General features: G+C 62.2%; 18 protein-coding genes. 11 read left to right on the top strand and 7 right to left on the bottom strand.

Features of this window, described 5'->3' with window-relative positions:
- The first annotated feature begins 93 nt into the window (after window positions 1-93).
- The 5 genes from R1T44_RS14860 to R1T44_RS14840 all read left to right on the top strand — a co-directional run bounded on the left by R1T44_RS14860 (window position 94) and on the right by R1T44_RS14840 (window position 6,205).
- Window positions 94-1,098, top strand: a complete 1,005-nt coding sequence (locus R1T44_RS14860) for a ProQ/FINO family protein (protein WP_225348166.1) — start codon at window positions 94-96, stop codon at window positions 1,096-1,098.
- Between the two features lie 419 nt (window positions 1,099-1,517).
- Entirely contained in the window at window positions 1,518-2,507 is a 990-nt protein-coding gene (locus R1T44_RS14855) for a TRAP transporter substrate-binding protein (protein ID WP_225347130.1), read from the top strand.
- A gap of 97 nt (window positions 2,508-2,604) precedes the next feature.
- Window positions 2,605-3,189 (top strand): TRAP transporter small permease, encoded by a 585-nt coding sequence (locus R1T44_RS14850; RefSeq protein WP_153636387.1) that lies wholly within the window; start codon window positions 2,605-2,607, stop codon window positions 3,187-3,189.
- Window positions 3,186-4,571: a TRAP transporter large permease gene (locus R1T44_RS14845; protein ID WP_043331424.1), complete on the top strand. Its 1,386-nt coding sequence runs from the start codon at window positions 3,186-3,188 to the stop codon at window positions 4,569-4,571. Before R1T44_RS14850 ends, R1T44_RS14845 begins: the two co-directional genes overlap by 4 nt.
- A gap of 605 nt (window positions 4,572-5,176) precedes the next feature.
- A complete protein-coding gene (locus R1T44_RS14840; protein ID WP_153636386.1) occupies window positions 5,177-6,205 on the top strand; it encodes a porin in 1,029 nt (342 codons plus the stop codon).
- A 243-nt stretch (window positions 6,206-6,448) separates the two neighbouring features.
- Here R1T44_RS14840 and R1T44_RS14835 read toward each other — a convergent pair whose 3' ends face one another.
- The 5 genes from R1T44_RS14835 to edd form a co-directional block, all read right to left on the bottom strand.
- Window positions 6,449-7,432 carry a carbohydrate kinase family protein gene (locus R1T44_RS14835; protein WP_054555573.1) on the bottom strand — a complete coding sequence of 328 codons (984 nt, stop codon included), beginning with the start codon at window positions 7,430-7,432 and terminating at the stop codon, window positions 6,449-6,451.
- The gene (pgi, locus tag R1T44_RS14830; RefSeq protein WP_054555572.1) at window positions 7,432-9,114 is read right to left on the bottom strand and encodes a glucose-6-phosphate isomerase; all 1,683 of its coding nucleotides are present in this window, start codon (window positions 9,112-9,114) and stop codon (window positions 7,432-7,434) included. Before pgi ends, R1T44_RS14835 begins: the two co-directional genes overlap by 1 nt.
- A 204-nt stretch (window positions 9,115-9,318) precedes the next feature.
- Window positions 9,319-10,197: a D-hexose-6-phosphate mutarotase gene (locus R1T44_RS14825; protein WP_153636385.1), complete on the bottom strand. Its 879-nt coding sequence runs from the start codon at window positions 10,195-10,197 to the stop codon at window positions 9,319-9,321.
- Between the two features lie 37 nt (window positions 10,198-10,234).
- Window positions 10,235-11,251, bottom strand: a complete 1,017-nt coding sequence (glk, locus tag R1T44_RS14820) for a glucokinase (protein ID WP_153636384.1) — start codon at window positions 11,249-11,251, stop codon at window positions 10,235-10,237.
- A gap of 55 nt (window positions 11,252-11,306) precedes the next feature.
- Entirely contained in the window at window positions 11,307-13,157 is a 1,851-nt protein-coding gene (edd, locus tag R1T44_RS14815) for a phosphogluconate dehydratase (protein ID WP_054555569.1), read from the bottom strand.
- Between the two features lie 365 nt (window positions 13,158-13,522).
- Between edd and gap the strand changes: the two genes are divergently transcribed.
- The 4 genes from gap (at window position 13,523) to R1T44_RS14795 (ending at window position 19,340) form a co-directional block, all read left to right on the top strand.
- Window positions 13,523-14,527 (top strand): type I glyceraldehyde-3-phosphate dehydrogenase, encoded by a 1,005-nt coding sequence (gene gap / locus R1T44_RS14810; protein WP_043331416.1) that lies wholly within the window; start codon window positions 13,523-13,525, stop codon window positions 14,525-14,527.
- A 695-nt stretch (window positions 14,528-15,222) separates the two neighbouring features.
- Window positions 15,223-15,615 carry a hypothetical protein gene (locus R1T44_RS14805; RefSeq protein ID WP_284726632.1) on the top strand — a complete coding sequence of 131 codons (393 nt, stop codon included), beginning with the start codon at window positions 15,223-15,225 and terminating at the stop codon, window positions 15,613-15,615.
- Between the two features lie 408 nt (window positions 15,616-16,023).
- A complete protein-coding gene (locus R1T44_RS14800) occupies window positions 16,024-18,378 on the top strand; it encodes a PAS domain-containing protein (RefSeq protein ID WP_284726631.1) in 2,355 nt (784 codons plus the stop codon).
- Window positions 18,379-18,473: 95 nt separating this feature from the next.
- Complete coding sequence (locus R1T44_RS14795) at window positions 18,474-19,340, top strand: dienelactone hydrolase family protein (RefSeq protein WP_284726630.1); 867 nt, start codon at window positions 18,474-18,476, stop codon at window positions 19,338-19,340.
- Between the two features lie 208 nt (window positions 19,341-19,548).
- Here the strand turns inward: R1T44_RS14795 and pncB are convergent, their stop codons facing one another.
- Both pncB and R1T44_RS14785 read right to left on the bottom strand, forming a co-directional pair.
- Window positions 19,549-20,721, bottom strand: a complete 1,173-nt coding sequence (gene pncB, locus R1T44_RS14790; protein WP_043331412.1) for a nicotinate phosphoribosyltransferase — start codon at window positions 20,719-20,721, stop codon at window positions 19,549-19,551.
- A 158-nt stretch (window positions 20,722-20,879) separates the two neighbouring features.
- The gene (locus R1T44_RS14785) at window positions 20,880-21,269 is read right to left on the bottom strand and encodes a DUF4190 domain-containing protein (RefSeq protein WP_225347126.1); all 390 of its coding nucleotides are present in this window, start codon (window positions 21,267-21,269) and stop codon (window positions 20,880-20,882) included.
- A 193-nt stretch (window positions 21,270-21,462) separates the two neighbouring features.
- On the opposite strand from R1T44_RS14785, the gene R1T44_RS14780 reads away from it, so the two are divergent.
- Entirely contained in the window at window positions 21,463-22,704 is a 1,242-nt protein-coding gene (locus R1T44_RS14780) for a GNAT family N-acetyltransferase (protein WP_284726629.1), read from the top strand.
- Window positions 22,705-22,833: 129 nt separating this feature from the next.
- The gene (locus R1T44_RS14775) at window positions 22,834-24,129 is read left to right on the top strand and encodes a nuclease-related domain-containing protein (RefSeq protein ID WP_317292259.1); all 1,296 of its coding nucleotides are present in this window, start codon (window positions 22,834-22,836) and stop codon (window positions 24,127-24,129) included.
- The last annotated feature ends 177 nt before the right edge of the window (window positions 24,130-24,306 follow it).

The following is a 24,306-nucleotide window of genomic DNA, read 5'->3' as shown; positions in this document are numbered from 1 at the left end:
GGCCGGCGTGACCTTTACAGTCAGCAGGTACTGACACAGACTGGTGCCAAACGGAACTGCCCATAGCGTGCAAGGGAGGCTCAGGCCTTGACGATGGATCGCCTCGAAGCGCTGTATTCTGCGCTTGAACATGAAGCCGACACACAGCGACAGCAGCGTGACACAGAGCGCCAGGCCCGTGCGGCCCTGGAGTCGGAAAATGCCCGCCTGCGCGATGCGCTGGCCCAGCTGGAGCAGCAGGGAACGTCTGCAGCCACGGCAGATGCCGATGCGCATCAGCGTGCCTTGGCAGAAGCCGAGCGTGCACTGGCCGCGGAGCGTCATGAGCGTGAGCAGCTCGCTGAGCAACTCGCGGCGGCGCGCCAGACACTGCAGGAGCAGCAGGCGCAGTTAAGCGCGGTGAATGAGGCGTTGCTGGCGCGAGATGCGCAATTGCGTGAACTGGTCGAGCAGGCTTCTGCGCCGCAATTCTCCACGAATGCGGAGGCGGGTCTGACAGCGCAGCAGGAGGCGCAGGCAGAACGCCTGGCCTCAGAGCGCCTGAACGTGAGTCAGCCGGCAGCTGCCGCGCAGACAACGACGGCTGCTGATTCGTCCGAGGCTCAGGCGTCGCAAGCCCAGACGCCGCAAGCTCAGGTACCGCAGGAGCAGGAAGCGCAGCAGCAGAACGAGGCTGAGCAGGGCGAGGCCCCGCAAGCACAGCAGGCTTCTCAGCCTGAGTCGGCGCCTTCTCCCCATGCGCTGCTCAAGCAGTGGTACAAGCGCTATCCGGATACCTTCTTCAAGGGCCACACCCGGCCGCTGAAGATCGGCATCCATATCGAGCTGCTGGAAAACGAGCCCTGGGATGACAAGCTGGTGCGACGCGCGCTGGCGGGTTATGTCCATCTGCCGCGGTATCTGAAGGCGGTACGGGCGGGCACGCAGCGCGTGGACCTCTCGGGTCAGTCGGTGGGTGCCGTGACGGAAGATGAGGCACGCCATGCCCGTCAGCAGCTCGATGAGCTGACGCGTCAACAGAAGGCGCGGGAAGAGCAGGCGACCGATCAGCGTATCAGCCACAAGCTCAGCGAGCTGATGACCAAGCACCGCCCCTGAACACAGTCCTCGAGAACCGTCCCTGAGAACCGTTCCTGAGAATGTGTTGGCAGGTGATGTGACAGCTGGTGAAGACGCTCGATCGACAATGATCGGTGCTAACAGACAAGGCCCCTGTGCGGATTCCCGCACAGGGGCCTTGTCGTTGGTGGGCGGAAATCCGCACAACTCCTCACAGATCGCCGGCGGCCCGCGGAATTCGGCTCACTTGTGCGCGAGTTGTATGCGAACTGTGCGTCTTCAACTTATTGAATTGTCTGGATTGTCTCGTCTATCTGGCGGCTGTGGCGCAATGCTCGCAGGGTCTCGGCTATCCCTGCTCGCGCCGCACCTCTGCGCGGCTTCGTGTCGGAGCCGCGCAGACGGGATATCGAATGCCCTACAAGACCAACAATATCCGCAATTCAAGAGGATTCGCCATGCGCCTTATCAAGCCAGCCCTGACCGCCCTGAGTGCTGCCATCCTGTTTGCCTCAGCGACGGCCATGGCCGACCCGATCACCATCAAGTTTTCCCATGTGGTGGCGGAAAATACCCCCAAGGGCCAGATGGGCAAGAAATTCCAGCAACTGGTGGAGGAGCGACTGGGCGACAAGGTGGAAGTCGAGCTCTACCCCAGTTCGCAGCTGTACGGGGACGACAAGGTGCTGGAAGCCATGCTGCTGGGCGATGTGCAGCTGGCGGCACCGTCATTGTCCAAGTTCCAGAAATATACCGATCAGCTGCAGGTCTTCGATCTGCCCTTCCTGTTCAAGGACATGGGCGCTGTCGAACGCTTCCAGAGCAGCGAGACGGGCCAGTCATTGCTGACGTCGCTGGAATCCAAGGGGTTGGTGGGGCTCGGTTATCTGCATAACGGCATGAAGCAGCTGTCCGCGTCATCGCCGCTCAAGACACCGGGGGATGCCGACGGCAAGAAATTCCGCATCATGACCTCCGATGTGCTCGAGGCCCAGTTTGACGCGGTGGATGCCGTCTCGCTGAAGAAGCCGTTCTCCGAGGTCTTCATCCTGCTGCAGACCAAGGCCATCGACGGTCAGGAGAATACCTACTCCAACATCTACTCCCAGAAGTTCTTCGAGGTGCAGCCGTACATCACCGAATCCAACCACGGCGTGCTGGATTATATGGTGGTGTCTTCGGCGCGCTTCTGGAATGGCCTGCCGGATGACGTGCGTGGTGAGGTCAAGTCGGCGCTCGATGAGGCCATCGTCTACGGCAACCAGCTCTCCGAAGCCAAGAACATGGAGGCCAAGCAGGCCATCATCGATTCAGGCCAGAGCGAGATCATCACGCTCGACGATGCCCAGCGTCAGCAGTGGGTCGACGCCATGAAGCCGGTATGGGGCGAGTTTGCCGACGACATCGGTCAGGACATCGTCGACGCCGCGGAAGCTGCTAACCAGTAAGCCATCAGGCCATCCATCACTTGCCCCATCTTGAGCGCCAGGACATCGGCGATCTCGCGTGGGGCAAGTGTCCTTGAGCGACATGAGGATTTTTGCCATGGCACTACGATGGCTTCACAAGGCGGAAGAGACGCTGTTCTCGCTGCTGCTGGTAGCGATGGTGCTGCTGGTCTTCGTCGAGGTGGTGTTGCGCTTCGTCTTCAATACCGGCATCAGCTGGTCACAGGAGGCCACGCTGTATCTGGCGGGCTGGTTCGTGCTGATCGGCGTGTCCTGGGGCGTCAAGCAGGGCGCGCACATCGGCGTGGATGTCGTGGTCAAGATGCTGCCGATGCTCTGGCAGCGCGTGGCGACCTTGCTGGCGCTGGCGATCTGCATGGCGTACTGCGTGATGCTGCTGGTCGGCAGTTATGAATATCTCTCGCTGATGAAGATGATCGGCATCGAGCTTGAGGACATCGCGATTCCCAAGTGGTACGCCCTCACCATTCTGCCCATTGCCATGTTGCTGCTGATGCTGCGCTTTGCTGTACTGGGCTGGAAGGTGATTCGTGGCGATGCCAGTGGCTTCGGCTTTCATGACGAAGGCGAGGACAGCATGCATCTGGTGCAGTCGGACGCGCCGGATGGCCAAGACAACGGCGATGCTGGCCGTGACAGTGATCAGGGAACACCACGATGACCATAGCCACTCTGTTTGCGCTGCTGTTCGGCGGCATCTTTCTCGGCATGCCGATCGCCTTTGCGCTGGGCTTCTCGAGTGTCACCACGATCCTGCTGTTTTCCAGTGACTCACTGGGGTCGGTGGCGATCAAGCTGTTCGAAGCCCTGTCGCATCACTACACCCTGCTGGCGATCCCGTTCTTCATTCTCTCCAGCACCTTTCTCTCGACCGGTGGCGTGGCACGTCGCCTGATCACCTTCGCCACCGATGCCATCGGCCACGTGCGCGGTGGACTGGCGATGGCCTCCGTATTGGCATGCATGCTGTTTGCCGCCGTGTCCGGCTCTTCTCCGGCCACGGTGGCGGCGATCGGCTCCATCGTGATCGCGGGCATGGTGCGCCAGGGCTATACCGAGTCCTTCGCGGCGGGCGTGATCACCAATGCCGGGACACTGGGCATCCTGATTCCGCCGTCCATCGTGATGCTGGTGTATTCCGCCGCCACGGAAGTCTCGGCGGCCAAGATGTTCATGGCAGGTCTGATTCCGGGCCTCCTGATGGGCGGTATTTTGATGGTCGCCATCTATATCGCGGCGCGGATCAAGAAGTTGCCGGCTCAGCCTTTCCCCGGCGTACGGGTGCTTGCGCGCTCTGGCCTGATCGCCATGGGCGGTCTGATGTTGATCTTCATCGTGCTGGGCTCGATCTATGGCGGCGTGGCCAGTCCCACCGAAGCCGCGGCCGTGGCCACGGTGTATGCCTGGTTCATCGCCGTGGTGGGCTATCGCGACATGGGGCCGTTGAAGAACGTGCCGTGGCGCAAGGGCAACGAAGCCTGGGGGAGTGCGGGGTTGCGCGCGCTGTGGCAGGTGCCTGCCGGGCTTCTGGGGTCCTTCACCGATCAGGAGGTCAAGAAGGTGGTACTGGATGGCGCGCGCGTCTCGATGATGCTGTTGTTCATCATCGCCAACGCGATGCTGTTCGCGCATGTACTGACCACGGAGCGCATTCCGCACACCATCGCCGAAACCATCATCGGCTGGGGGCTGCCGGCGTGGGGCTTCTTGATCGTGATGAATCTGCTGCTGCTGGCGGCGGGCAACTTCATGGAGCCCTCGGCCATTCTGCTGATCATGGCGCCAATCCTGTTCCCCATCGCGACGCAGCTGGGGATCGACCCGATCCATCTCGGCATCATCATGGTGGTCAACATGGAGATCGGCATGCTGACACCCCCCGTAGGGCTGAACCTCTTCGTGACGGCGGGGATCACCGGCAAGCCGATGACCTGGGTCATTCGGGCAGCATTGCCGTGGTTGTCGCTGTTGCTGCTGTTCCTGGTGTTGATCACCTATGTGCCGGCTATCTCGCTGTTCCTGCCCAACTGGTTGAGCAGTTGAGGATCACTGCCTGCTGACAAGGTGCGATGGAAAGATTGATTGATGACAGAGCTTGATGACAGAGCTTGATGACAGGGAGGGCGACTGGGCTTGTTGACTGGATTTGATGATTGAGTTTGATGACCGATATTGATAGCAGACTCATGAATGAATCATTGGCACAGGGACGGTGCCTTTCATGAAGATAAAGCTGAGAGGAAACCACAACTTGGCATCAGACAAGCACAGCAGTTGACGGGTATTCGTTCTGCGACTTTTGTCGCAAGCGAGGTTTTTCCACAATGAATCCGGGATTAACGCTCAGCGATGCGCTCGGTGATGCAGGAATCCGCGTCAAGACGCATGGTTGTCATGAATCCTTCATTCTTGAGCCCTAGAGTATGCTCACGCCAGACAACCGACCGATGGATAGGTTCAGGAGTGGTGATCGAAAACAGTGTTTTTTTCTGTTGCACATCCTGAAAGCCCGGTATATGGTTTCCCTGCGAGCATTGGATAATAACTAGGCCACAGAGTTTTAGAGGCGTCATCAAGCGCCCGGAACCTTGGTCACTGCCATCGGCAGACACGATCGAACAGTTAACGCTAGTTAAGGAACTATCGCGATGAAAAAGACACTTCTGGCTACTGCCATCGCCGGCGCTGCTGCCCTGGCTGCTACTTCTGCTTCCGCTGCTACTGTCTACAACCAGGACGGTACCAAGCTGGACATCTACGGTAACGTGCAGCTGGCATACACTTATGTCGACCAGCTCGGCGGTGATCCGGAAAGCGAACTGGGTGACAACGGTTCTACCTTCGGTGCCAAGGGCGAGCACAAGATCAACGACGATATCGTTGGTTACTTCAAGGCTGAGTGGGAATACGACGCTGACGAATCCAAGGGCGGCGGCAACGGCCTGAACGATGGCGACCAGTCCTACGTCGGTGCCAAGGGCTCCTTCGGTGACGCGCGTATCGGTTCCTGGGATCAGCTGATGGATGACTGGATCCAGGATCCGATCTCCAACAACGAATACTTCGACCTGACTGACTCCAGCTCCCAGATCACTGGCGACAGCCAGACTCGTGAAGGCAACAAGCTGCAGTACATGTCTCCGGTCATGGGCGGCATGCAGTTCGCCGTCGGTTCCAACTTCGAAGGCGATGGCGAAGACGAGAACATCACCGATTCCAATCAGGCGTCCTTCTTCGCTGGTGCCAAGTACACCGTCGGCGGTTTCTCCCTCGCCGCTGTGTATGACAACCTGGACCAGTTCGAAGCCACCAACGGCAGCGACATCGGTGACCAGTACGGTATCACCGGTCAGTACACCGTCGATGCCCTGCGTATCGCCGTCAAGGCTGAGCGTTTCGCGGGTGAAGAAGATGACACCGACGTCGACTACTACGGTATCGGCGCGCGTTACGGCTACGGCATGGGCGACGTCTACGGCGGCTACCAGTATGTCGACGCTGAAGACGCTTCCACCGTGGCTACTGAAAACGGTGGCGACGACAGCTTCAACGAATTCAACCTGGGTGTGACTTACAACATCTCTTCCGCGATGTACACCTACATTGAATACGCCCAGTACGATCGTTCTGGCGATGCTAGTGACGGCGCTGCAGTCGGCATCTACTACGGCTTCTAAGACGTCTTCAATCGTCTAGCAAGCTAACGAAAGCCGGTCCCTCAGGGCCGGCTTTTTTACGTCTGTCTCTTCTGTGATGACTGACTCCCTGTCCGATGAAGGGAGGGTAGCCAATGCGCAAGCATTAGCGTCATGGTCACGAAAAAAGCCCCTTTGATCTGATGATCAAAGGGGCTTTTATCATGCGCCTCTCAGGGAAATGATGGCGCTGGCGGATAACCTGTCAGCGCAATTATCCGGCCATCATTTCATGGCGTCGAGATCTTCACGCTTGGGCAGTGCGGCATAGGCGCCCGGGCGAGTCACGGCGAAGGCACCGCAGGCTGCAGCACGCTCCAGTGCGGCGTTGAGATGACTCTCGTCTTCGCACCAGTCGCTCAGGTTGTCGGCATTGATGCCGGCTTCGCTGAGGGCTGACAGGAAGCCGCCGATGAAGGCGTCGCCACCGGCCGTGGTATCGACCGCCTTGACGGTGGGCGGCGTGATGCTGACGGTCTCGATGTCGCCGCTCTGCTTGCGCACCAGGGCACGGATCACGCCCGGGCCATCGGTGAGCACGATCAGGCGCACACCGGCTTTCAGGCGCGCTTCGAGCCAGTCGGTCTGCGGCTGACTGCCGGTCAGTGCCTCGACCTCTTCCTGGGACAGCTTGAGGATATCGGCGTTGTCCAGCAGGCGCGTGACCAGGGTCACATCGACCTGCTGGTTTGGCCACAGGTTGTGACGCAGATTGGCATCCACGCTGACCAGAGAGCCTGCAGCACGTGCGCGTGACGCCAGCACGAAGCTGGTGTCCGCGATGCCGGCGTCGGTCAGGCTGTTGCTGCACAGGTGGAAGATGGCGGGGGTCGCGAACAGCTCAGGCCCGGCGTGCTCCGGACGGAACAGCAGGTCAGCGGCCGGCGGACGATAGAAGTCGAAGCGGCGTTCACCCTCTTCATCGCGAGACACGAAGGCGAGTGCGGTGCGCGCATGGCTGGTGCGCTTGACGTGATCCATCTGCACGCCATGAGCGCTCAGTTCGTCGTGCAGGAAGTCACCGAAGCTGTCCTGACCCAGCATGCCGACGAAGTGACTCGGCAGGCCGAGACGGGCACAGGCCACCGCGACGTTGGCCGGTGCGCCGCCCGCGTAGGGCGTGAAGGTTTCCTGCTCGACGGCCTGGCCGCCGAGCTTGTTGGAGAGCATGTCGACGAGCGCTTCGCCGAACGCGATTACCGGAGTCATCAGGAGGAGGTTTCCTTGCGAGTGGTCGTCGTGGAGCCTTTGGCTTTCTTGCCCGGCTTGTCGTTGCTGTCATCCGCCTGGGTGGCGCCACCGGCAGGGAAGTGCTCGCGGACCAGCGCCAGCAGGCCCTGGGTGGACGGATCGAAGGCCTTCACGTCGGTATCGATACGCGCGCTGATTTCCCCGGCGATGCGCTTGCCGAGCTGCACGCCCCACTGGTCGAAGGAGTTGATGTTCCAGATCACGCCCTGCACGAAGACCTTGTGCTCGTAGAGGGCGATCAGTGCGCCGAGGTTGCGCGGGGTCATCTCATCCAGCAGCAGGGTGCTCGACGGGCGGTTGCCCGGGCAATTGTAGTGCGGATCGAGGTTGCTGCCATCCTGGCTGCCTTCCATGAAGGCGTTGGCCTGCGCCAGCATGTTGGTGATCAGCGCGAAGTGGTGCTCTTCGGTACCCGGCTCCGGCTTCAGCGAGGCGATGAAGTCGATGGGCACGTAGCGCGTGCCCTGGTGCAGCAGCTGGAAGAAGGCATGCTGGCCGTTGGAGCCGGTCTCGCCCCACACGATCGGGCCGGTCTTGTAGTCCACCGGACGGCCGAAGATGTCGACTGACTTGCCGTTGGATTCCATGTCCAGCTGCTGCAGGAAGGCGGGCAGCTGATGCAGGGCCTGGTCGTAAGGCACGATGGCTTGGGTCTCGGCGCCCATGAAGTTGATGTACCAGATGCCGATCAGCGCCATCAGGACCGGCATGTTCTCGGCCATCGGCGCATTGATGAAGTGCTGGTCCATCTCATGGGCGCCTTCCAGCAGCTCCATGAAGCCTTCATAGCCGATGGACAGGGCGATGGGTAGGCCGATGGAAGACCACATGGAGTAGCGACCGCCAACCCAGGCCCAGAATTCGAAGACGTTCTCTTCGCGAATGCCGAATTCCTTGGCCGCCTTGCGGTTGGTGGAAGCCGCGACGAAGTGGGCACCGACGTCGGCATCCTGACCGGCGTGCTCCAGGAACCAGCGGCGCGCCGTCTTGGCGTTGAGCAGGGTTTCCTGGGTGGAGAAGGTCTTGGTGGAGACGATGAACAGCGTGGTGGCAGGATCCAGGCGCTTGAGCACCTTCTGGATGTGGTTGCCATCGACGTTGGAGACGAAGTGGAAATTGATTTCCGGGTGGCGATGCTTGAGCAACGCACGGCAGGCCATGTTGGGGCCCAGATCGGAGCCGCCGATGCCGATGTTGACCACGTCGCGAATCCGCTGGCCGTCGAAGCCTTTCCACTCACCGCTGCGCACGGCTTCCGAGAAGGCGCGGATCTGCTCGCGCGTCTTGTGGATTTCCGGCATCACGTCCTTGCCATCGACGATGACCGGCGTGTTGGTCTGGCTGCGCAGTGCGGTGTGCAGCACCGGGCGATTCTCGGTGACGTTGATGATGTCGCCGGAGAACATCTGCGCGCGACGTTGAACGAGTGCAGAGTGCTCAGCCAGTTCGACCAGCGCCTCCATCACCTCATCGGAGATGTGGTGCTTGGAGTAGTCGAGAAACAGGCCGCCGACGCGCAGGCTCATCTTCTCGAAGCGCTTGGGATCCGCCGCGAAGTAATCGCGGATGCGGTCGTTGCGGGTCACCTCGCCCAGCCGGGTCAGCGCCTGCCAGGAAACACTACGGGTCAATTGCAGCATGGAAGTGTCCATCGTATGGGTTGTTGAAGTTCATCGGGGCGGGTCGCATTCTGTGGCGGCCCGACGCACGCTTGCAGGCGAGGCGAAAGTCACTGTCAGTCGGGAGTCGTGTGGATGACACGATTCAGGCGCCGAGAGCTCTCGGTTGGCCGACAAGGTGCGCAAGGTGCCGGCCACGCCGTGAGTCGCGTGGCCGGCTGTCATTCACTCGCCGCTTGCCTCATCACCGCTCAGCGGTGAGATGTGCTGAGCCAGCAGATGCTGAGCGCCCGGCGGCAGCCAGACCGGATCGAGTCGCGTGCAGGCGGTCTCGACACACAGGAAGCTGCGCGCATTCTCGACGCTGGTGTCGGCCGGCGGCGCGTCACCGGGATGCCAGACCACCGTGGAGTCAGAGCCCTGCTTGGCGATGCGCAGCTGACGCTTGCCGTCCTCGAGCACCTGAACCTGGCTGGTCTGGTAGATGCGGTCCAGCGGGCCGCGCACGCCCAGTTCGCCCTGCTGGTCGAAGCGCGAGAAGTCCTGGCTCTTGTCCAGGTAGCTGGCGCCGGCCAGACCAGTGACGCGACACTCGAAGGCATTCGCCACTGCGAAGTAGGTATGCAGCGCGCCGGTCATCTTGATCGGAGCCTCGCCACGGTTTTCCGTGATCAGCTCGACCTTGAGGAAGCGGCGGCTGGCAAAGATCACCACGCGCGGAGAGAGGGCGGCATGCAGCGCTGAGACCGGTGAGGCATGGATCTCGACGCCTTCCTCTTCCTCGTCCACCGCATCGATGCGCCAGTCGGCCTTGCGAGCGGGGCCGTGCAGTTCGCTTTCGCCCTCGGGGAACTCATCCGCGAACCAGGGCCAGCACAGCGGAATGCCGCCGCGAATGCTGCCCGGCAGGGCGGCGGGCGTTTCCGTCACCCACAGCCAGGGAGAGTCGCCCGTCGGCTGATAGTGCAGCACCTGAGCCCCCTGGTGGCAGACCACCAGCTCGCCCCACTCCTGGTTGAGGATCAACAGCGAGCGGCCCTGCCATTCGACAGTGCGTTGGCCAGCGGTGTCGGCGATCAGTGCGCGCAGACTTTCGGGGATCATCTCGAGCTACCTCGATGGTTCAGGAGGTTGCGATGCATCATGCCACCTCTTCATTGTGCAGAGCCTCGGCGGCGCCCAGCAGGCCGGTCCACGGCGCGGTCACCACCCAGGTGGGTATCGCGGCATTGTAACGGCTCAGACGATTCTTGTCGGTGAAGGCGTGGCGGAAATCGCTGCGTATCAGCAGATCCAGGTTGCGCGGCAGCACGCCACCACACAGATAGACCCCGCCGCGCGCCCCCAGCGTGAGTGCTGCATCGCCGGCGACCGCGCCAAGAATCTTCATGAAGCGCATCACGGCATCAAAGGCGAGGGCATTCTGCGGTTCATCGTGATGCAGGTGCTCATGCGCTGCCTGGCTGACGCTGGCCGCACTGTCGAGGGGAGTCGGCAGGCCGCGAAGCTCGCCCAGGGCCTGATAGATCTCGAGCATGCCCTGGCCACACAGCAGGCGCTCCACCGAGACGCGACCATGGCGACGGCGGAAGATGCCGAGCAGGCCATCCTCGATCTCGTCGGTGGGGGCGAAGCTTGCATGCCCCCCTTCGGTCGCGAGAGGAATCCAGTTGTGCGTGCCGCGCACCAGACCCGCGACACCCAGGCCGGTGCCGGGGCCGATCACCAGGCGTGGCGAGGCCGCATCGCCACTACCTTCGGTGAGCTCCTCACCGATGGCCAGACGTTCGCTGGCCTCGATGTGGGGCACGCCCAGCGCCATGGCGGTGAAATCATTCAGGCACTTGAAGCGCTCAAGCCTCAATGATTCGCGCACCTCGCGCTTGAGAAACGTCCAGTGATTGTTGGTCATGCTGACGCGTTCATCATGCACGGGGCAGGCGAAGGCCAGGCAGGCCTCGACGGGTTGCTCGGCCTCTGACAGGCCCAGCATCCGATAGTAGGCCTGGATGGCCTCCTCAAGCCCGGCATGCTCGGCGCAGGCGAGCGTCTGGATGTGCTGCAGGGTGTGGCTGCCCGGCTGGACGAGTGCCAGCCGGGCATTGGTGCCACCGATATCGCCTACCAGAGCAAGGCGATGGGAGGTGTCGCGGGTCATCGTCCGGCATCCTTCCTTTGCGTCAGTGCCTCAGGAGAGTGACAGGGTGCGCCCATCACATCAGGTCGTGGCCGCTGCCCGGCAGGTCGCCGTAGCCAGCAAAGCTGGAGGCGCCTTCCTCGGCACCGCCGACCAGTGAACGCATGCCGGAGAACAGCTCGCGGCCCAGGCCGTGATGATAGCTGTCGCGAGTGATGGTCTCGGCCTCGCGCTCGGCCCATTCGGCTTCATCGACCAGCGCCGTGAGGGTGCCGGCATTGGCATCCAGGCGGACCACGTCACCTTCGCGCAGGCGTGCCAGCGGCCCGCCGTCGAGCGCTTCAGGCGTCATGTGAATGGCGGCCGGGACCTTGCCCGAGGCGCCAGACATGCGGCCATCCGTCACCAGTGCGACCTTGAAGCCGCGGTCCTGCAGGATGCCGAGGTAGGGCGTCAGCTTGTGCAGTTCCGGCATGCCGTTGGCACGCGGGCCCTGGTAGCGCACCACGGCGACCATGTCCTGCTCCAGCTCACCGGCTTCGAAGGCGGCCTTCATCTCATCCTGGTCACTGAACAGCTTCACCGGCGCCTCGACGAGACGATGCTCTTCCTTGACGGCAGAGACCTTGATCACGCCGCGGCCGAGGTTGCCGTCCAGCACGGTCAGGCCGCCTGTCGGGGCGAACGGGTTGGCCACCGGACGCAGCACATCTTCGTCGAGGCTGTCGGTAGGACCGTCCTTCCAGACCAGCTTGCCGTTCTCGAGGAAGGGCTCGCGGACATAGCCGGCCAGGGTGCCACCATCCTGGGTGGGGATGTCGTGGAGCAGGCCCGCCTTGAGCAGTTCACGGATCAGGAAGCTCATGCCGCCGGCCGCCTGGAAGTGATTGATGTCGGCCTGGCCGTTCGGATAGATGCGCGTCAGGCTCGGCACCACCGCGGAAAGCTCGGTGAAGTCATCCCAGGTGATGGTCACGCCCGCAGCGCCGGCCATCGCGACCAGGTGCAGGGTGTGGTTGGTGGAGCCGCCGGAAGCCAGCAGGCCGACCATGGCATTGACGATGGCGCGGGCATCGATCTGGCGATAGAAGGGACGGTAGTCGCCGCCGACTTCGCTGTTGCGGATGGTCTGCTCGGCGGCGTGACGCGTCAGGGCTTCGCGCAGCGGCGTGCCCGGATTGACGAAGGACGCGCCCGGCAGGTGCAGGCCCATCAGCTCGACCATCAGCTGGTTGGAGTTGGCGGTGCCATAGAAGGTGCAGGTGCCCGGGCTGTGGTAGGACGCGGACTCGGCTTCCAGCAGCGCATCGCGGCCGACCTTGCCTTCGGCGAACAGCTGGCGGACACGCGCCTTCTCGTTGTTGGGCAGGCCGGAGGGCATCGGGCCGGCCGGCACGAACAGTGTCGGCAGGTGGCCGAAGCGTGCGGCGGCGATGAACAGGCCCGGGACGATCTTGTCGCACACGCCGAGGAACAGGGCGCCATCGAACATGTTGTGCGACAGGCCGACAGCAGCGGCCATGGCGATCAGGTCGCGGGAGAACAGCGACAGCTCCATGCCCGGCTGACCCTGGGTCACGCCATCGCACATCGCGGGCACGCCGCCGGCGAACTGGGCGGTGGAGCCCATCGCCTGGACGGCTTCCTTGATGATGCGCGGATAGTCCTCGAACGGCTGGTGGGCGGACAACATGTCGTTATATGACGAAATAATGCCCAGGTTGGCCGAGTTCATCAGCTTGAGACGATTCTTGTCGGTCTCGCCACAGGCGGCAAAGCCGTGCGCCAGGTTGCCACAGGAGAGCTCGGAGCGGTGTACACCGCGGCGCTGCTGGCTTTCCATCAACTGCTCATAGGCGGCGCGGCGTTCGCGGGAGCGGTCGATGATGCGCTGGGTCACGTGCTCTACGGTCTGGTTGACTGACATGCTCTTACCTCATGTATCAGGCGGCGCAGGGCGCCGAGGCTGGCGAAAGAAAGCGTTTCCCGCTGTGTGGGCGTGCTGCTATCCGGCGACGCTATCCAGTGGTGATGGCGGTGTAAAGCCTCTGGCCTCACTCGTGTCGCGTCGTTCGGTTACCGGGGTAGCCTACAGTAGCGCGTCATGGCGCTCGAGAAACGGTTTTGTTCGGAATATTCGGTAAATTTAACAAAAAAACTGCTTGAAGACTGGACGACTTTCGGCCAAATTATGGGAAAAGCGTGTAGGATAATTTCACGGAACACATTGCAAGCTTTCGTTCCTGGATCAGGTCTGGTCCTGCACCCGCCATACGCCACAGGAGTTGAGTCATGACATTACGCGTCGCCATCAATGGTTTTGGTCGCATCGGTCGCAACGTGCTGCGTGCGCTGTATGAAGGTCAGTACAACGATCGCATCCAGGTCGTCGCCATCAATGATCTGGGTGATCCGAAGCTCAATGCTCACCTGCTGAGCCGCGATACCGTCCACGGCCGTTTCGCCGAGACTGTCTCGCACGACGAAGAGAATCTGTTCGTCGGTGACGACAAGATCCGCATCCTGGCCGAGCGTGACCCGGCCCAGCTGCCGTGGTCCAGCCTGGACATCGACCTGGTGATGGAATGCACCGGTCTGTTCACCAAGCGTGCTGCCGCTGCCAAGCACATCGAAGCCGGCGCCAAGCGTGTGCTGATCTCCGCGCCGAGCGGCGATGCCGATGCGACCGTCGTGTTCGGCGTCAACGAAGATGTGCTGAAAGCCGAGCATCAGGTCGTTTCCAACGCGTCCTGCACCACCAACTGCCTGGCGCCGGTCGCCAAGGCGCTGAATGATGAAGTCGGCATCGAGAACGGCCTGATGACCACCATTCACGCCTACACCAACGATCAGAACCTGTCGGATGTCTACCACTCCGACCCGTACCGTGCCCGCAGCGCGACCCATTCCATGATCCCGACCAAGACCGGTGCCGCCGCGGCGGTGGGTCTGGTGCTGCCGGAACTGAACGGCAAGCTGGATGGTCTGGCGATCCGCGTGCCGGTCATCAACGTGTCGCTGGTCGATCTGACCTTCACCGCGTCGCGTGATACCTCCATCGAAGAGATCAACGCCATCGTGGCCAAGGCCGCCGAAGGCTCCAGCGTGCTGGCGGTCAACGAGCTGCCGCTGGTGTCCATCGACTTCAACCACGATGCACACTCTTCCACCTTCGACAGCAATCACACGCGCGTCAGCGAAGATCGCCTGGTCAAGGTCATGGCGTGGTACGACAACGAGTGGGGCTTCTCCAACCGTATGCTCGACACTGCGCTGGCAATGCAAGCCGCCAAGTAAGCGCTTGGTGAGTCCCGTGCGGCCTTTGATCCCTCATTGATCAACCGACAAGGCCGCGCGGGACAGCAAGAATTCGGGGGCCTGTCAGTCTGTCGGCAAGACAGGAGGGCAGGCTCCCAACAGGTGAGGATGAGTGGCCCGAGGATTCTCGCGTCGCGCTCAGGCTCCACGGACAAGGCAATGCCATTCGTCCCCTTTGAATCGGTGGTCGGTCAGGGTTGGCGCCAAGACCGGCTTCGATGCTGCTCGGAATGACATCGCGTCATCCATTTTTGAACCTCTCCCAATGGGAGAGGTTTTTTTTGCGCACCACGAAAGTGCGGGAGGCGCTTCAAGGCGCAAAGTGTCGTTGTCTTGCGTCAATGGCGTGACCTTATGGCAACTTTTCTGAGCACGATCGCGACAGAGTTGGGTCAGGTGGTGTGAAACGTGCACTGATACGTCGAGAAAGGTGGTCAACATGTCGTCATCGTAATTCACGGTCGAGTGAAATTAGCGAAACTGTGGCGGTGTGTTACACTTCGCACCTGTTGGCCTTGCGTCTATCGGTGAGCCAGGTCATGACAACGTCAAATCATGCAGGCGGCCATATGGCCTGCGAGTGATCCATTGTTGTGCGCAATTCAGGGAAGGTATTGCCACACTGCCGCACACTCTCCGGCAGTTATCTCGACTTCCACAGCAGGCTGTCTCAGATGCACGATGCCATCCGCGAAGCTCATGAATTGATCGGTGCTACCTTGCGCGACCCGCGTACCCAGCGCGAGGGCAAGGTCGTGGGTATGGACCTGGGGCGTGAGCAGCCGGCGATCTATGTGCTATGGCAGGAAAGTGCCGCAGCGGAGCGCATCGGCATGGAGCCGGACGATTTTCGCGCGTTGCTCGAGCACCTGCGGGCGCGCCTGCCGGTCAAGGCGCCTTCCGCCCAGCAGGACAAGGACAGCAGGCAGTCGCGGCGTCACAAGCGCAAGGCTCCGCGCGCTACTGCCCAGCCGGCTGGCGAGGGCAACGACGGCCGCAGCGGCGCACCTGATGCCCCGTCCTCCGCGCTCATCGACGATGCCATGCCGCGTTCCGCGCAAGGCTAGATCTTTTCAGGCCAAGTCTGTTCAAGGCTTGCTCTGTTCAAGGCTTGCTCTGTTCAAGGCTTGCTCTGTTCAAGGCCAGGTCTGATCAAGGCAAGCTCCCAAAAAGCCCGAAGCTTATGCTTCGGGCTTTTTGCATCCAGGGTTTTTCCCTTCGGCGCCGCTTGCGTGATATTCGCCCACAACATTGCGCGTGCGCTGCCGATAAGATAGTCAGACGCAAAGGCAAAGGTCGCAATCGTTCATATGCCGTCATCTGCCCGGATCTTCGCGCAACCAAGCGTTGGGGGTACTGCTGGCTGCCAGCGCCATGGATAGGGCATTCTTGAGCAAACCGCATGACAGAGAAGGGGTTTCACGTTGCCTGAATCATTCGCGGATAGTCGTTTGCTGCAGCATCATTATGCTGTCGTGGCAGATGTGTTGTTCACGCTCAGTGCTGATGGTCAGCGCCTGATTGCCATGAATGCAGCGGCGGAACGCCTGCTGGGATATACGGTGCGGGATTTTCTCAAGCAGCCGGAGCTCTGGCTTTCGCTGGTGATCACCGCCGATCGGCAGCGATTGAGTGACTTTCGCGCCTCGATGGGGCGGGTCGAGCGAACGACGTATCGCATGCGCGACCGCAGCGGGCAGCTGTTGTTGCTCGAGGAATGCCTGTGGAGTTCCGGTGTGGGGCATCCGCTGTGTGGACGAGTGACGGATATCACGCAGCGTGACAAGGCCAATGAGCAGGAGCAGCAGCTGGCGCGTGCCTATCGTCTGATGATGGTGCGCAGCCGTGACCCGATGGCGATCCTGCTGCTCAAGGATGAAAGCCTGGTGATCAGTCATGCCAACCCGGCCTGGCATCTCTATCACGATGCGGCCTGTGCGCATTCTCGCCTCTCGCTTGAGCACCTCTACCTCCCTCATGTCCTGCGTAGCCTGGAGAGAGCCGAGCCCTGGCAATGCGATATCAGCCTGTCGCTGCCGCGGGGGGAATCCAGATTGTCCGTGCAGATGGTCAGTCTGGGGCGCTCGCTCGCCGACGAGGGGCGTCAGGTGGCCGTGATGGCGCGCGACATCACCCAGGTACATCAACGTCTCGAGCATGTGATCGATCAACAGCAGCGTCTGGCGCGGCGAGTGGATGAGACGCCCGGCGCGCACTACGCGACCGCTGGTGAATGGCCGCCAGAGGAATTGGAGTATCTGTCGGCAGGCAGCGAGGCGCTCACGGGGCTCTCGCATGACCTGCTGATGGCAAGCCCGGGTCTCTGGCAGGCCCGGTTGGCGCCGGATGAGCTGACCATCTGTCAGCAGCGCTTTGATGAGGCCGTGCGGGAGCGCCATAGCCGTCTGAGTCTGTGTTACGCCTTCGTGCATGTGGATGGGCGCAAGCGCTATCTCCAGGATGACATGCAGCTGAGCTACTCGCCTGCGGGAGAGGTCACCGCCGTGCTCGGCAAGCTCAGTGACGTCACCCAGCGCGAAGCGCATCGGCGCCAATTGGACAACCTTGTCCAGCAGATGCGCGGCGTCGTCTTCCAGTGTCGCCTGAGCCAGGAGGGCGAGCTGCGTTATACCTACCTTTCGCCAGTTGCCTCGCAAGTGCTGGGGCTCGACCCGCAGGCCGTCATCGACGACCCCATGCTGCTGCTGGCACGCATCGCGGGTCGCGAGCGTGAGCAGCTGCTCATGTCACTGCAGACCAGTGCCCAGCAGCAATCGCCCTGGGAGGCGGAGATACGCTATCAGCATCCGGATGGTCAGGAGCGCAGGCTGGCGTGTGTCGGGCTGCCGCAGGTGATCGACTCCCCCGAGGGCGGTGTGATCTGGAATGGCTATTGTGATGATGCCACCGCTCGATACCGTATCGAGGATGAGCTGCGCCAGAGCGAGGAGCGCTATCGCTTCATCCTCAACTCCGTCAGCGATCTGGTCAGCATCGAGGACTCCCACGGCATCTGTCAGTACATCAGCCCCTCGGTGGAAAAGCTCTGCGGCTATCGCCCGCAGGAGATCATCGGCCAGGAGATCAAGCAGCTGATCCATCCCGATGACATGCTGCGCATCGCGCAGGAGGTCCATCGTGCCGCCTGTCTCGGCGAGGTATTTCGAATCGACTTCAGAATTCAGCACAAGGCTGGGCATACGCTGTGGTTCGAGTCGATCTCGACGCCCTCGATGGACCCCGTCACCGGGCGTTATCAGCGCGTGCTGTCGGTGTCGCGCAACATTCATGAGCGCAAGCTGGTCGAACAGCGTCGCGAGCATGAGGCGATGACGGACGCCATGACCGGCGCCATGACCCGGGCCAGCTTCCTCGACACGCTCGATACCCTGCTTAGCTCGTCATCGCGGGAGCAGATGGCGTTGATCCTGTTTGATATCGACCACTTCAAGCGCGTCAATGATACTCACGGCCATGCGGCGGGCGATCAGGTGCTGATCAGTCTTGGCGAAGCGTGTCGTGCCCAGCTGCGGCGCGATGACTGCTTTGCGCGTCTGGGCGGCGAGGAGTTTGCCGTCCTGCTCACCGATGCCGGTACCGCCACCGGTGTCGGAATGGCCGAGCGCCTGCGACAGCAGATCGCGGCGCTGGAGGTGCGCTTCAAGTCGCTGACATTGCGCTGCACCATCAGCATGGGAGTGGCGACACCGCTGCCGGGGGAGACCCGGGATGGCTACCTGCACCGTGCCGATATGGCGCTCTACAGTGCCAAGCGCAGCGGTCGCGATCGGGTGGTGCTGGCATCGCAGTCCTTGAGCGAGGACAATTGAGCCAATACCGGTGATCAATCGGGCACACCTGCAGCCGGTGTCTCGGGTTGTGGATCGCGTCATGCAAGTGGATCACGTCATACAAGGAGTAGGCGATGCGAATGTTACGTGGCTGGTGCGTTGGCACCCTGTTGTTTGCACAGTCGGTATTTTCCGCCGGACAGGCCATGGCCGCCGAGGATGTACCGCTGGTCAATCGTCTCGAGGGGCCGCAGGTGGTGACGGAGACGGTGACCTATCGGGCCAACGGTGAGGAGCACGTAGGCCTGATCGCACGCGATGCCAAGGCGCAGGGGCGCCGTCCCGGTATCCTGCTGGTGCATGAGTGGTGGGGCTTGAACAGCTACGCCCGCAAGCGTGCCGAACAGCTGGCAGGACTTGGCTACGTGGTCATGGCCGTCGACATGTATGGCGGTGGGCGCACGGCCGAGCACCCCAAGGAGGCCGGTGCCTTCTCCTCTGCGGTGATGAGTGACTGGCCGAAGGCCGAATCCAGCTTCAATTCGGCGCTGGCGGTGCTGCGCTCACGCCCGGAAGTCGATGGCGAGCGCATGGCGGCGATCGGCTACTGCTTCGGCGGTGCCGTGGTGCTCAACATGGCGCTGACCGGAGCGCCGCTCAAGGCGGTCGTCAGCTTCCATGGCAGCCCGTCGATTGCCGTGACGGAGCCCGAGCCGTTTGCCGGCCGGGTCGTGATCCAGAATGGCGCGGCAGATACGCTGGTGGCGCAGGAGGATCTCGACAAGCTGGTCGCGACCTTCCAGTCACTCGAGACGCGCACCACCCTGATCCAGTATCCGGGCGCCAGGCACGCCTTCACCAATCCGGAGTCGGATGCCAAGGCGGCCAAGTACGATCTGCCGCTGGGCTATGACGCGGCCGCGGATTCGGCTTCCTGGCAGGTCATGCTCAACCTGTTCAATGAGGTCTTCAAGACACCGAAGAAGTCCGTCAAGACCTGAGTCGTCAAAGCCTGAGCTGCAAGACCTGAGACGTCGAGACCTGAGCCGTCGTCACCGGTGCTGAAGGTGATCGACATGAAAAAGCCCGCCCGGGAGGTTTCCGGGCGGGCTTTTTCATGGGGCCTTTTCTAGCAGCTATTTCATGAGCCTGTTTCAAGGTCTCTGGCAGGAGGCCATGGCAAGGCGTTCAGCGATCGCTGAGCGCGCTTCAATCCAGCTCCTTGAGCGACAGCACCTGGTGCGCCAGACGAATCATGTCGGGGTCGCCGGTGTGTTTGCTCGAGACGTCCGACAGCTTGATCACCGGCACCCACTCCTGTCCCTCGGGACGGGCTTCGGTCATCTTGATCACCATGTTCATCGGCTGCGGGCCGACATCATTGGTAAAGTTGGTGCCGATGCCGAACGACATGCCGATACGCCCGGCACAATAGCGCACGATGCGATCGACCTTGTCGGTGTCCAGACCATCGGAGAACACGATGGTCTTGGTCTTGGGATCGATCCCCAGCGACTCATAGTGACGGATGGTGGTCTCGGCGAAGTCGATGGGGTCACCACTGTCGTGGCGCACGCCGTCAAACAGCTTGGCGAACTTCTTGTCGAAGCTCTTGAAGAAGGCCTGGCTGGTGAAGGTGTCAGACAGGGCGATTCCCAGGTCACCGCGATAGACCTTGACCCAGTTCTCCAGCGCCAGAATGTTGGCCATCTTGAAGCCGAAGCGCGCGGCATGAAACATGAACCACTCATGGGCGTGCGTGCCGATCGGCTTGATGCCGTGGCGCTGCGCCATGTGCACGTTGCTGGTGCCGATGAAGCAGCCGCGGCCGTGGTCCTTGAGGCCCGCGACCACCTTGTCGTGCACATCGTAGGAGTGCCGACGACGAGTGCCGAATTCCGCCACGCGGATGCCGAGACGCTTGTAGTGCTCGATCTTGGCCAGGGTGCTGTCGCGCAGGGCCTGATCGCTGTCGCGTTGATCCCCGCCCAGTTGATACCAGAGCTCGCTGATCATAGCCATCAGCGGGACTTCCCACAGGATGGTGCGATACCAGTAGCCTTCTATATGCACCTCCAGCTCATCACCGGTCTGGGTGATGGTGATTTCGGAGGGGTCGAAGCGGAAGCCCGCCAGGAAGTCGCGGTAGGTCGGGTCCAGGAAGGGGCAGTGAAGCTCGAGGAAGGATTTCTCTTCCACGCTCAATGCCAGTTCGGCCATGTTGTCTACCGCGATGCGCAATGCCTCGCCGAACCCCGGCGGGAACGAATGCTCGCCACGGTTGATGAAGGCGTAGCGAGCGCGCGCATACGGAAACAGTTTCACCACGGCGTTCTGCATGGTGAACTTGTAGAAATCATTATCGAGAATCGAGTACAACATCGAGGCTCGCTCAGTATCAAGGCGGCTCGGGGGAACCGGAATCGCTGGCAGGGCAGGCGCTGCGAGAGGCAGCATGCCCCGCTGGCACGGGGAAGCAATGTCGACGCATTATCCGTGCAGGCGCGCTGCACGTTCAAGCAGGAGTGCCCAGGCGCTGGTCAGGTGCTGAAGGCCATGATACCGAACATGGTCAGCATCATGCCGCCGAACATCAGCAGTCCGGCCAGCGACAGGGCGATCAGCAGATAGCCGAGAATCAGTCCGGCCAGGGCCCAGCTGTCACCGGCTTCGCCACTGCGGCGGATCTGGCTGCGCGCAATGTGGCCGCACACGACGCCGCCGAGTGCCGCAGGCGCGAGCAGGCAGCCGAGCACGCTCAGGGCAAAGGCGGCCACTGCCATGAGATTCGTGCTGGCGTGGGTGTCCTGCGCGGGCGGGGTCGGCGCATAAGGCCCTTGAGAGGGCCCTTGCGAGGACTCTTGAGCGCGCCCCTGGGGCTGTGAGCCGCTCGTGGACGTGTCGTCCGGCGGCGTGGGAGTCTCTGTCATGTGGGTCTCGTTGTCCTGCATCATGACGACACACTAGCATGTCCTGGGATGTGCGGCATGTCTGCACCAGCGGTGGGCATGGCAAGACTATGAGGAGAGTACGGTGACAGGGCAATGGCAGGCAGAGGATGAGGCAGCGACAGGGGCGGCGGCACCGGCGGCGCCAGGGTCGGTAACAGACCAGCAGCAGGCTGTGAGCGCCGCAGATGCCGCAGAGAAGCAGGGCTGGCGCCTGGAGGTGCTGGATTCCCTCGACGCCCTCACCGCCAGTGAATGGAATGCGCTGGCAGGCGATGACTATCCCTTTCTGCAGCATGCCTATCTGAGCGCGCTGGAAAGCTGTGGTGCGGCCAGCGCCGGCAGTGGCTGGCATCCTGCCCATCTGGTAGTGCGAGACGCCGACGGCCGCTTGCTGGCGGGGCTGCTGCGCTATCTCAAGCTGCACTCGCGTGGCGAATATGTGTTCGACCAGCAGTGGGCGGAGGCCCTGGAGCAGGCCGGTGGGCGCTATTATCCCAAGCAGTTGACTGCCGTGCCGTTCACTCCCAGCGATGGCCCACGCCTTGTCACCTCGTCGCAGTTGACGTCGCCCGCAGCCCGACGTGCCTTGCTTGAGTGGTTGTGGCCGCATCTCAAGGCCGGCATCGCGCCCGCCGCTGAGCCGGGTAGCGCGCTGCGTCGTTATGAGCACAGCGGGTTTCATCTGCTGTTTGTCTCGGCACAGGAGCGGGAAGACTGGCAGGCGGCGATTCCGGAGCTGATTTCGCGTCCCGGGATGCAATATCACTGGCAGTCACGCGGCGAGCCGGACTTTGCCACCTGGCTTGAGAGTCTGCGCTCCAAACGGCGCAAGGAGATCCGTCGCGAGCGGCGCAAGGTCGCCGAGCAAGGCTTCACGCTGGCCAGGCTCGAGGGAGCGCAGATTGGCCCTGATGACATCGAGGCCTTCTACCGTTGCTACTGCATGACCTATCTTGAGCGCGGCCAGCGCCCTTATCTGCCGCTCGATTTCTTCCAGCAGCTCAGGCGCAGCATGCCCGAGCGGTTGCTGCTGGTGCAGGCGCGTGATGAGCAGGGCGCGCCGGTGGCGGCAGCCTTGTGTCTGATCGGCAGTGATTGCCTGTATGGTCGTTGGTGGGGCAGCGAAGTCCATGCCGACTGTCTGCACTTCGAGGTCTGCTATTACCAGGGGCTCGAATTCTGCCTGCAGCGAGGGCTCAAGCGCTTCGATCCCGGCACCCAGGGAGAGCACAAGATAAGCCGCGGTTTCGCGGCGTATGCCACCGGGTCGTTGCATTGGCTGATGCATCCCGGACTTCAGGAGGCGGTGGCAGAGGCGGTCGAGGAGGAGGCGCGTTGGCTCAGCAAGGCGCGTCAGCAGGTGACGGCAATGCTGCCTTACCGGGAGGCCGCGCCTCAAACAGCGCAGGAGTGATGACTCTCAGTCTCCGTCACTGTCACCCGCTATCCGCTGGCGTATTCTCCCGCGGAGTCAGAGGCAAGAAAGATTGCGAATAGAGCACTACACTGAGTTATATATGAATGCTCTAATCCAGAGGCGCCCATGCTGATCAAGGACTGCGATTCACGGGAATACGACCTGCTGGTGCTCGAGGTGCTGGCGCAGGATGCTGCGCTTGCCGCGCCAGAGCGCCACAAGGTGCTGGAGGCCCTGCGTGCGATACGTGCCCGTCAGGCGCGTCGCCGTGCGCTGGCAAGCCAGCTGGATGCCTTGTTGGGGACGCGGGATGATTGGGTCGTGCTGCATGATGTGCGTCTGGCGCAGGCAGAGGGCGTGATCGAGATCGATCACCTGCTGATCAACAGCCTCATGCAGGTCTGGGTGCTGGATGCCTCCTGTTTTGATCTGACGCTCTCGATCACCCCCTTCGGTGAGCTGTTGGCCCATGGCGGGCGATTCGCGCAGGGTGGCGAGACACCCTCAGGCGAAGATGGCGTCATGGCACATGCCGTGACGCCGTGTCCCTTGCAGACGATCCCTGAGCGTAGTCGCGCCATCGTGCAATGGCTGGAGGCCTCCTCGTTGTTGCCTGTGCGCCTGGGGATGACCCTGCAGCCGCAATTGCGCTATCGCATCGTGGTGGCTGATGCGGCTCAGGTCAGTCGGCCGCCGGAAGACATCGTCGACAGTCGTGCGCTGCTGTCCTTCGCGCGCCTCAAGCGTCAATGCCTGCAGGTGAGCGGCAAGACCGCTTACGTGACACGGCTGCGCAGTTTTACCCACCGCCTCGATCAACGCCGCCTGCGCCAGCTGGGGCGCGCCATCGCGACCCAGCATGTGGCCCCCAATACGGATTGGGTGGCGGAGCTGGGTCTGGCTGCTGGCACGCGCGCGACGGAGGGCGACGCTGCCACTCAGGTATCCCCGCTGGCCTATCTATGGCAACCGCCGCTATCGCCTGAAGAACTGGCGCGGGCCTCAGGCGAAAGCGCTGCCATGGCGGCAGAGTCCGATGACATGGAAGGGGCGTCGGATGACACGACGCTGGCGGTCCAGCGTGGCGTGACCTCTACGGCTGCCCTGAAACGGCAGTGCGGTTTTGGGGGCCGAGGGCTGCAGGCTGCGCATTGGCAGCCCGGGCACCAGGCCCCGGATCAGGATAGCCCAGAAGGTCCCGCGAGCCCGCAGGCGACAGGCGAGCAGTCGGGGGCTGCGGCCGACAATCAGCAGGGCGCGTCTTCCGCCCAGTCGCAGGATGAGGAAGGCTTGCCGCGCTGTCAGGGCTGTCGGCGATGGCTTTCCACCCAGAGTGTCGACTTCTGTCGCCAGGCAGATCAGGCACGCGCGCTGGGCGGGCGTCTGCTCTGCAAACGCTGTCGCGACGCCTCATGCCAGTGAGGCAGCAGCACGGCGCTCTCCTCAAGTTCAGCCTTTCAGCTTCAGGCTTCTGTTCCAGCCCTCTGTCCTAGCCCTCAATCCTCCCAGCCCTATGGCCCAGCACTTTGGCCCAGCACTTTGGCCCAGTCTGGCGTTCCAGGGGCGTGGTGTGTGGCATGACGGGCCCCAAGGCGTCAA

Source organism: Cobetia amphilecti (assembly GCF_032923285.1).
Classification (GTDB): domain Bacteria; phylum Pseudomonadota; class Gammaproteobacteria; order Pseudomonadales; family Halomonadaceae; genus Cobetia; species Cobetia amphilecti.
The sequence above is the reverse complement of the archived record's forward strand: the minus strand, read 5'-3'. Positions and strand labels throughout refer to the sequence as shown.

Coding starts and splice junctions, on each gene's coding strand:
- R1T44_RS14860 (WP_225348166.1), top strand. CDS start 94: ATGGATCGCCTCGAAGCGCTGTATTCTGCGCTTGAACATGAAGCCGAC.
- R1T44_RS14855 (WP_225347130.1), top strand. CDS start 1,518: ATGCGCCTTATCAAGCCAGCCCTGACCGCCCTGAGTGCTGCCATCCTG.
- R1T44_RS14850 (WP_153636387.1), top strand. CDS start 2,605: ATGGCACTACGATGGCTTCACAAGGCGGAAGAGACGCTGTTCTCGCTG.
- R1T44_RS14845 (WP_043331424.1), top strand. CDS start 3,186: ATGACCATAGCCACTCTGTTTGCGCTGCTGTTCGGCGGCATCTTTCTC.
- R1T44_RS14840 (WP_153636386.1), top strand. CDS start 5,177: ATGAAAAAGACACTTCTGGCTACTGCCATCGCCGGCGCTGCTGCCCTG.
- R1T44_RS14835 (WP_054555573.1), bottom strand. CDS start 7,432: ATGACTCCGGTAATCGCGTTCGGCGAAGCGCTCGTCGACATGCTCTCC.
- pgi (WP_054555572.1), bottom strand. CDS start 9,114: ATGCTGCAATTGACCCGTAGTGTTTCCTGGCAGGCGCTGACCCGGCTG.
- R1T44_RS14825 (WP_153636385.1), bottom strand. CDS start 10,197: ATGATCCCCGAAAGTCTGCGCGCACTGATCGCCGACACCGCTGGCCAA.
- glk (WP_153636384.1), bottom strand. CDS start 11,251: ATGACCCGCGACACCTCCCATCGCCTTGCTCTGGTAGGCGATATCGGT.
- edd (WP_054555569.1), bottom strand. CDS start 13,157: ATGTCAGTCAACCAGACCGTAGAGCACGTGACCCAGCGCATCATCGAC.
- gap (WP_043331416.1), top strand. CDS start 13,523: ATGACATTACGCGTCGCCATCAATGGTTTTGGTCGCATCGGTCGCAAC.
- R1T44_RS14805 (WP_284726632.1), top strand. CDS start 15,223: ATGCACGATGCCATCCGCGAAGCTCATGAATTGATCGGTGCTACCTTG.
- R1T44_RS14795 (WP_284726630.1), top strand. CDS start 18,474: ATGCGAATGTTACGTGGCTGGTGCGTTGGCACCCTGTTGTTTGCACAG.
- pncB (WP_043331412.1), bottom strand. CDS start 20,721: ATGTTGTACTCGATTCTCGATAATGATTTCTACAAGTTCACCATGCAG.
- R1T44_RS14785 (WP_225347126.1), bottom strand. CDS start 21,269: ATGACAGAGACTCCCACGCCGCCGGACGACACGTCCACGAGCGGCTCA.
- R1T44_RS14775 (WP_317292259.1), top strand. CDS start 22,834: ATGCTGATCAAGGACTGCGATTCACGGGAATACGACCTGCTGGTGCTC.